General features: G+C 33.9%; 1 protein-coding gene and 1 pseudogene. Both read left to right on the forward strand.

Annotation, left to right across the window (positions count from 1 at the left end):
• A pseudogene (locus WBN20_RS11220) lies at nucleotides 1–800 on the forward strand (glycosyl hydrolase); the annotation flags it as partial.
• A gap of 284 nt (nucleotides 801–1,084) precedes the next feature.
• A complete protein-coding gene (locus WBN20_RS11225) occupies nucleotides 1,085–1,465 on the forward strand; it encodes a nuclear transport factor 2 family protein (protein WP_424281737.1) in 381 nt (126 codons plus the stop codon).
• Nucleotides 1,466–1,732 lie beyond the last annotated feature (267 nt).

Here is a 1,732-nt window from a genome sequence, read left to right on the forward strand (position 1 = left end):
TAAAAGATCAAATGGATACCATCACTTTTGAAATAATGGATGCCAATAATAAGTTAATTAACACCTTTACCGGGAGCAAACCAAAATATGAGGAAGATCCGGATTTGCCTTATTGGCTAAAAGGAGGTTCCTCTAAACCCACTACTGCCGAAGGGATTAATACTTTTAGCTGGGATTTAAGATATTCCGGGGCAACAGAATTTGAAGGGATGATTATTTGGAGTGCCCGTCCTCAGAGAGGTCCCAAAGCCCCCATAGGAAACTATAAGGTTAAAATGAAAATAAAAGATTATGAAAAGACGTATCCATTTTCCATCTTAATGGATCCCAATCTTAAAGGAATAACTGAGGCTGATCTTATGGAGCAATTTGAACTGGCCAATAAGATAATGCAAAAAACAAGTATGGCTAATGAGGCTGTGATTCATATTCGAAAAATGCGAAATCAGATTGAGGAGAACAAGGAAAAAGTTTCCAGTGCTGATTACAAGAAAACTATGATGCCTTTTTTAGATAAATCCTCAGCTATAGAGCAAGAACTTTATCAGGTTAAAAACCAATCAGGTCAAGACCCCTTAAATTTTCCAATTAAACTAAATAACAGACTTGCTTCTTTGAGGAGGAGCATCGAAAATGGAGAGGCAAAACCTACTGACGGGGCCTATAAGGTATATGAAGAACTCTCATCAGAACTAGAAGAGCATCTGGGGGATTTAAATAAAATAATGTCAAATGAACTACCGAAGGTAAATTCTATTTTAGAAAAGGCAGGGGCCAGCCCTCTGGAAGAAATGAAATAAAGGAGCATTAATTTTGTGTACTTCTGCTTTTTGACAACTCAAAAAGTAGTTTGTATTAAAATATCTGTTTATCTATTGGGAAAGTTAAAGCCATGCAGGCCGTAATTCAATACCCTGGCAACAACTATCTTAATGTTGTAAGTGTTGGTCAAATAAGAATATTTTATACAAATCATGCAAAACATTTTGGTTTTATTCAAAAATGAATAGTATTAAAAATACCTTTGAAATTGATTTTTTGGATCACCGCTGAAAGTCAGCAAAAAAATAAACTACTAAGTTAAATGCCAACTAGAAAAGAAATCGCAATTAAATATTTGGATTACCTGGAGAAAGGTGATATTGAGCAAACCATAAAATTATTTAATGAACATGGAATTGTTGACTCACCGATTTACGGAATTAAGAAAGCGGATGCATTTTATCGTGAATTGAGTAGTGATACCACAAATTCTGAACTTCATTTAAAAGGAATTTTTGAGGAAACTAATTCAAATAAACTGGCTCTCTATTTTAATTATAAATGGACTCTGAAAAATAAGCAAAAAGTAGAATTTGATGTTGTTGATATTATAGAATTTGATGCCTCAAACATGATTAGCAAGCTTCAAATTATATATGATACGTTGATATCCAGAGAATTAGTCAGGGAATTGGAAAAATGAGTTGCACTGGTGCCATTGTAAGAAGCAGAAGGACTTAAAAGTGCCGGAAAATTATAATAAAGAATAAATAAAGTAAACTTTGATCCGGGCCAAAAAAATCCAAAGATTCTCGTCCTAAACATAAGTAAGATGCTTCGGTTATTTTACCGTTTTGTTCCTGTAATATTCCTGAAGGATAAAATAGGCTTTCTTTTTAACTCCCGTATTGGAGATTAATCCTTTACGGTTCCAGAAATTCTGATACACCGGATTTTGTCTTCTTGGAGA

This window comes from Eudoraea sp., from assembly GCF_049665975.1.
Lineage (GTDB): Bacteria > Bacteroidota > Bacteroidia > Flavobacteriales > Flavobacteriaceae > Eudoraea.